Genomic DNA, 6,000 nt, shown 5'->3' with positions numbered 1-6,000 from the left:
TTTGCAGATACTAATTTATCAGAGAATACAGTATTGAGAGTGCCAGCGCTATCGGTACATTAATAGTCATCCTGGCGGATAGGGCATGGGGCATTGGGCATGGGGGCAGAGGAGAATAGTAACTCCTAACTCCTAACTCCTAACTCCTAACTTTTAACTTCTCACTCCCTAACTCCCAGGCGCTACTAACACACTCACTGCGGCAGCCAAAGATGTGCCACACCAAGGACAGCCAATTTGCAGATTCTCTGGTGGGGAAACTTTTTGACATTTGGGACATTTCAAGCCATAAACTCCTGGTGGTGTGGAGGGTGTGGGTAAATGTTGGTGATGGTGATGGTGATGGTGATGTGCGATATTAACTGGTGAATGGGGATTTGCCACTGCTGGTTGTGGTGGAATCAAAATTGTTGCGGGAATGTTATCTGTGGAAATACTAGTAACTTTGAGTTGTATTTGTCCCAAAATAATATTAGTACCCTCGGATAAAGGCATTTCACCTTGAATTAGTTGGCGTCCATCTACCAGTGGAGGATTTTGCGATCGCAAATTCCTCACATAAAAGCGCTGTTGCTGGGGATGAAAAAATATTTCAATATGCAAACCAGATACAGTAGGATTGCTCAGAACAATATCGCACCGGAGAGGATCGCGACCAATGCGGATGGTACCAGGATTTTTACTTGGCTGTTGTTCGTGAATGTTCTGTGTTTGTTCTTTACCTGCATCGTGCCACTGTAAAGTTAGTGCGTTCATTGTTCTAACTTTTTAACTTGTATTTTAGCTACTTCAACTTCTTTCTGTGCGATTCCTAACATGATTGAGTAGGTGCAAGCAAGTATTTAGAAAAAACTTCAATAACCTTTATCTTGCTGATGCTAATTTATCAGCAATCCGTGTAGTTTCTGGTAGACGATATTTCGGCGTGCAGCGTAATACATAGTCAATTGCTGTGGCTAAACTAATTCGATGACCGCTAGACACGTACAGAGGTTTGACCCCTGTGCGCGATCGCAAAACTGCTCCTATTATTTCACCTTGATGTCTGAGCGATCGCCAGTTACCCCTAGTTTCTGGTAATTCTTCATGCTTACCTATCAATAATGATTTCGCTACACCAATTGTCGGTATATCCACAAGTACTCCCAAATGGCTAGCTATACCAAATCTCCGGGGATGGGCAATTCCTTGACCATCACACAAAATTAGATCTGGTATTGTTTTAATTTTTTCCAATGCATCCAAGACAGCAGGTATTTCCCGAAATGAAAGGAAGCCAGGAATATAAGGAAAAGAAGTAGGACGATGTGCTAAGCTCGTCTCAATTACTTGCAAGTCAGGAAAACTCAGTACTGCCACAGCTGCACGACTAATGGTACCGTCAGCTTCAAAACCCATATCAACTCCGGCGACGTACTGCACGGGTTCTTGCAGTTTATCTGATGTAATTACTTGATTTCGCAACTGTTCTTGAATAACTATGGCTTCCTCCACAGTTGAAGGCCATGCATGATGTTGATAAATCTTCATAATTAAAACTGGAATTTAATTAATATTAATCAAAGTCATTTTCCCCACTTCTCTTAGAAGTCTATTAGACAAAAGTGCAATCAATTGCTTTTTGCACTGTTGTGGTCAAAGGGATGCATCTTTATTGGGGAAAGGGAAAATAAAACATGCACCCCCTTTCTCTTTCCCCTTTTCCCAACTTCTAAGAGAAGTCTATTAATCAAATCGGACTGCTATATGGTCTTGAAGTCTGAGAAATCCTCAGTTGGAAATTGACCAATTGTGAATTCTGACTCCTTTTTTATATTAGACATTAAAGCTTTGCCTGGTTGATACGTTGCATCATAATGTTACTTAAGTCTCCCCTGGGGGAATCCTAAGAATATCAGGTTATTTTCTTTGGATTTTCTCTTTTACTGGTTATGACGCTGCTGAATATTCTGGAACTTGCAAAACAGGGAGATGTGGAGGCGATCGCATCTTTAATGAACCGCCATCTGTTCCCAAAGGGGATCGCTGCAAAAGTAGCTTTCAAGGATGCTTACTTAGAGGTAATACTAGAATCTACGGAAGTACCAAATCAGGAAACCTGGGTTGCATTTATCCGTAGAGGATTAAGTAATTTAAAGGCTGCATCTGTTGAAAAAGTGAAGATTTACGGACAACAAATGGATAAAGAGTTTCCAGCTTGGAGTCAAGAATTTGATTTGGGTTTAACACCAGTAGAAGAAGATGATGAAGAGTCTTGCAGTAATTCTCAAATGCTAACTGTTTCTATTAACTTAAATGGTGATAGCGTCCGCGACTTAAAAAGCCAAGATTTTGAAAATATTGCCAATCAAATAATCAATGATATTTTAGCAACTTGTTCAAATTTTCTGATTAATAAAGTAACTATTAGTAATGATAATTGTATAGTCTCTAAAGAACGTTAGTATTATATTTTTTTCATACTCTAGATGCTATAGAACTCATATTTGATTTGGAGAAAAAACTCAGTACACCGCTAAGTTGCGTCAGTCCTATAAACAAACGATTAGCGTGCATTAGACATGGGATAGAGTCTGTTTCACTAGTTATACCTAAATGAAACTCCTACGTAACCCAGGACTAATGCACGCTATCAAATAATCAAACAAATCTACTAGCTAGCCGTTGAGCAAAAATCGTTATTTGATTCCTGCTATTTGGCGATAAGGTACATCCTTGTTGATATCAATGTTGAATGACGAAACCCTTTGTGGAGCATTGCCACTTGCATTGATACTTTGTGCCAAAGCCAAGAAATTGGCTGGATCGCCAGCTTTGGGCTTTTGTTCTTGAGGGATGAACCGACGTACTTCCACTTGCCAAATAATTTGGGGGAAGCCCAGTTTGCCACGGTAGTAATCGTCATATCGTGGAGATTTGATATTGAAAGGCAACTCACCTTCAGCGCGAGATGGCAGCACTCGGCGTCGTTGGTAAGGTACTGTAGAGTATCCGAAATTGCTCAGGTACTCTTCAGAGTCGAGTATTTGATCGATAAAGCCTTTGATACCTTTGGTAGCAACTACAATTGACCAAGCGATTTTTTCCCGCTCGCTGTATACGTCGCGTCCTAGAACTCGCTGTACTACTTGCTCAACAAAGCGGTAGTTGCTGTTGAGGTCGTAAAAGCTTCTCTTAAAGGTATTGGAAAGTACCAATCCACGAATAAAGTCCCGCACTGTAATTTGTCCATTACGGAGTTGGGACTCTAAATATGTTTCGCGATCGGCAGCAAACGCATGAAAGAAAATTTGACGATATGCTGCTTCAATCAAAACATCGAAATCTGAGGGAGAAAGCAGATTGTCTGTGGAAAAAATTCTGGGCTGTTCGTCACCCGGTACTTCATATGCAGCTACACGCTGATTTTGACTTGAAGGTGCGTATTCTAACAGAGGAATTGCCACTCTAAAGCCTCCATGTTCTTAATTAAAGTTAACAACTTTAAATCACATATTAAGGGACGTAGTTGGATCAGAACCTGAGATTCTGATAAAGTTTCACGAAACTTAACCAAGAAGTGTTTAAGTATTCGTCAGAAATAGCGCCGATCCACTGGATTGAGACTACTCCTAGCCTTAGCCACTGACTGGGGCTTCCAGTTTAATGACTTTGTGGCATTTTCTACACTTTCTGCAAAGCATACGGTGTAAAGTTCTCAGCTATCCAACTAGTATTTAGGATATGCCGAAGCTGACTTTCAAGTCCAGTAAATGCCCCACCGCAGATTATAAATTTATTACCGGATGGCGTTTTTTTGGATTTAGCTAAATTTTACGTAGAAGCTTTGTTCACATAATTCAGATTAGGAGATTCAGTTTCACTTTTTTGAACTGAGGCAAAATTTTTTAACATTTCGCAAAATAAATTAATAAATGGGAACTGGGGACTGGGGGGATAAAGTTGTAATTTTTCTCCCTTGTCTCCCTTGTCCTCTTACCCATGCCCAATGCCCCATGACGGCAGTTGCTCCACTTGGGGAGACCCCAAGACTGCACTGCCTCCCCCATGCCCCACTTTCCCACTGCCTTTTCCGATCCAAAATTCCAAGGGATCTATGGTTGACTGACAGTAAGGCCAGCTACGCAAGGTTTGTTCCATTCCAGTTTCCCAATAAGGTGGTTCTAATCCCAGTCCTAAACACAGATGAGACAGAATGTTAGCAAACTGTTGATTGTGACCATAGTCTCCTACATGGGCATGAGCGTATTCATGAACAACGATACCGAACCAGTCTTTGGGAGCAACTCGACCGACATCTACCAAAATGGTGATTGGGTTTGTGAGAATGTTGCACAGACCGTCAATACCGAAAGATTGAGCGATGGGTACTGCGAAAATTTGGATGTGAGGGCGTTCTTGGGGATGAAAGCACTGATGACAGGCTTCCAGATAGGTGTTGATAGTAGCGTTGACGCTGTTAATGTTTTTGCCTATCCAAGTGCAAATGGCAATGCGATCGCGCTCTTTATCGAATACGTCCACCATACCTGGTTCTAGAGCAAATCCCTGTACCAGACGCAGATAATTTTGCCCGCGATAAAAAGCATCGGTCTGCTTCAGAATCATTCACCAGCCTAAAACGGAATAAAACTGTTGTTTAGAAGTCACCTCTTGTGTATTGGAAACTTCCAAAGAAGACTCTATGCGGGTTTCAGTGCAAAAGGATGCAGTGCTAAAGCCACCAAACCGTTTCACTGTACTGCTTCGCAATCTAATATTCGGGCCGCCGAACCAAAATCGTTCAATGGAACTCATTGTTTCGTATTCGGTTGTCAACACGAGTCCATCTTCATCATCCATGTGAAAAAGACCGACCACAGGTACAATTTCCGCGTAGCCTCTTTCTCGCAGTAATTTGCCTTGCCTTGGGTTATCAGCATCAGGCACGATGGCAAATATGGTTTTTCCTTGATGATTATCCTCACCTTCTCTATCCCAAGCCATTGTGCCTAGCCAACGCACCCGCGACCCCCCTATTGAAAGACTGGGGTCAATCTGATGATACTGGCACAGTTCGATGATTTCTGGATGATCGGCTGCCAGAGTTTCCACTTCTATATCAGATTCTCCTGTTTCTGAGCGCTTGAACGCCAGGTGATGAGTTACACGTTGCGATCGCCATTTGCCAGCGCTTAGCTGAAAAAATTCCATTGCGTCTATCAATCTTCTGACTCCTACCTTTGACTCCAGCGGATGATGTTGACTTTGCTTTTTGTTTTTAAAGTTATTGGTATATAAACATTCTAAACATTACAACCATCAGCGCTTTGCTTCAATAAACTCCTGACAAAGGAACACAAACCGGATGTTTTTACAAAAATGTAAACTTTTATAATATTAATTTCTCATGACTTGACAACGTGGACATTTTAATATCTCAATGCTAAACTATTTTCAAGTGATGTATACAACATGCTACCTCTACGCCTTCACAGTACCAGTAACAACAAACACCTTCGATTCAGTCAATTAGAGGAGTGAATCTTATGGAATTTCCCATGGAATTAACTTTAGAGCAACAGTTTCGCTTACAAAACTTGAAAGCCCAGGTGAAGAACTTGAGCCAAGAAGAAGCCCAGGAATTTTTGTTAGAAGTTTTACGGCAGATGATGGTGAAAGATAATTTGGTTAAACATCTGCTCAAACAAGCCTAAGCCACTGACAAAAAAGAATATTTTTCCTTAAGACTTACGCTGTGGCTGCATAAGTCTTAATTTTTTTGGATATGGAATATTTAGGTATGGGGCATGGGAAGAGGACAAGGGGACAAGGAAGACAAGGAAGACAAGGAAGACAAGGTAGCAATCTTTCTCCCTTGTCTCCCCCCTCTGGCAGTACGGTTCGGATAAGCAGTGTGAACTTCCCTTGTGGTCTGGGAAAAGGTTAAGGGGTAAAGGGTAAAGGATGTATTTGAAACCTTTCCCCTTTGCCCTTTCCCCTTTAACCCAACCGTATTGC

General features: G+C 41.5%; 7 protein-coding genes. 2 read left to right on the top strand and 5 right to left on the bottom strand.

Annotation, left to right across the window (positions count from 1 at the left end):
* Positions 1 to 168: 168 nt before the first annotated feature.
* Both VF06_RS30020 and nfi read right to left on the bottom strand, forming a co-directional pair.
* On the bottom strand, positions 169 to 756 hold the full coding sequence (locus VF06_RS30020) for an FHA domain-containing protein (protein WP_099072342.1): 588 nt from the start codon (positions 754 to 756) through the stop codon (positions 169 to 171).
* 108 nt (positions 757 to 864) lie between these two features.
* Positions 865 to 1,530 carry a deoxyribonuclease V gene (nfi, locus tag VF06_RS30015; RefSeq protein ID WP_099072341.1) on the bottom strand — a complete coding sequence of 222 codons (666 nt, stop codon included), beginning with the start codon at positions 1,528 to 1,530 and terminating at the stop codon, positions 865 to 867.
* Between the two features lie 401 nt (positions 1,531 to 1,931).
* On the opposite strand from nfi, the gene VF06_RS30010 reads away from it, so the two are divergent.
* On the top strand, positions 1,932 to 2,444 hold the full coding sequence (locus VF06_RS30010) for a hypothetical protein (RefSeq protein WP_099072340.1): 513 nt from the start codon (positions 1,932 to 1,934) through the stop codon (positions 2,442 to 2,444).
* Positions 2,445 to 2,678: 234 nt separating this feature from the next.
* Here the strand turns inward: VF06_RS30010 and VF06_RS30005 are convergent, their stop codons facing one another.
* From VF06_RS30005 to VF06_RS29995, 3 genes are all read right to left on the bottom strand, one after another.
* Positions 2,679 to 3,446, bottom strand: coding sequence for a phycobilisome rod-core linker polypeptide (locus VF06_RS30005; protein WP_099072339.1), 768 nt, complete (start codon positions 3,444 to 3,446; stop codon positions 2,679 to 2,681).
* A gap of 529 nt (positions 3,447 to 3,975) precedes the next feature.
* A complete protein-coding gene (locus VF06_RS30000; protein ID WP_244918027.1) occupies positions 3,976 to 4,608 on the bottom strand; it encodes a hypothetical protein in 633 nt (210 codons plus the stop codon).
* A complete protein-coding gene (locus tag VF06_RS29995; RefSeq protein ID WP_099072343.1) occupies positions 4,609 to 5,202 on the bottom strand; it encodes a phycobiliprotein lyase in 594 nt (197 codons plus the stop codon).
* 326 nt (positions 5,203 to 5,528) lie between these two features.
* Here VF06_RS29995 and VF06_RS29990 point away from each other — a divergent pair, with 326 nt between their 5' ends.
* Complete coding sequence (locus VF06_RS29990) at positions 5,529 to 5,696, top strand: NblA/ycf18 family protein (protein WP_099072338.1); 168 nt, start codon at positions 5,529 to 5,531, stop codon at positions 5,694 to 5,696.
* Positions 5,697 to 6,000 lie beyond the last annotated feature (304 nt).

The organism is Nostoc linckia z4 (genome assembly GCF_002608075.1).
In the GTDB taxonomy this organism is placed as follows: Bacteria; Cyanobacteriota; Cyanobacteriia; order Cyanobacteriales; family Nostocaceae; genus Nostoc; species Nostoc linckia.
The sequence above is the reverse complement of the archived record's forward strand: the minus strand, read 5'-3'. Positions and strand labels throughout refer to the sequence as shown.

What these genes read in the sequence shown, in the direction of transcription:
- VF06_RS30010 (WP_099072340.1), top strand. Translation starts at nt 1,932, where the DNA reads ATGACGCTGCTGAATATTCTGGAACTTGCAAAACAGGGAGATGTGGAG.
- VF06_RS30000 (WP_244918027.1), bottom strand. Translation starts at nt 4,608, where the DNA reads ATGATTCTGAAGCAGACCGATGCTTTTTATCGCGGGCAAAATTATCTG.
- nfi (WP_099072341.1), bottom strand. Translation starts at nt 1,530, where the DNA reads ATGAAGATTTATCAACATCATGCATGGCCTTCAACTGTGGAGGAAGCC.
- VF06_RS30020 (WP_099072342.1), bottom strand. Translation starts at nt 756, where the DNA reads ATGAACGCACTAACTTTACAGTGGCACGATGCAGGTAAAGAACAAACA.
- VF06_RS29990 (WP_099072338.1), top strand. Translation starts at nt 5,529, where the DNA reads ATGGAATTTCCCATGGAATTAACTTTAGAGCAACAGTTTCGCTTACAA.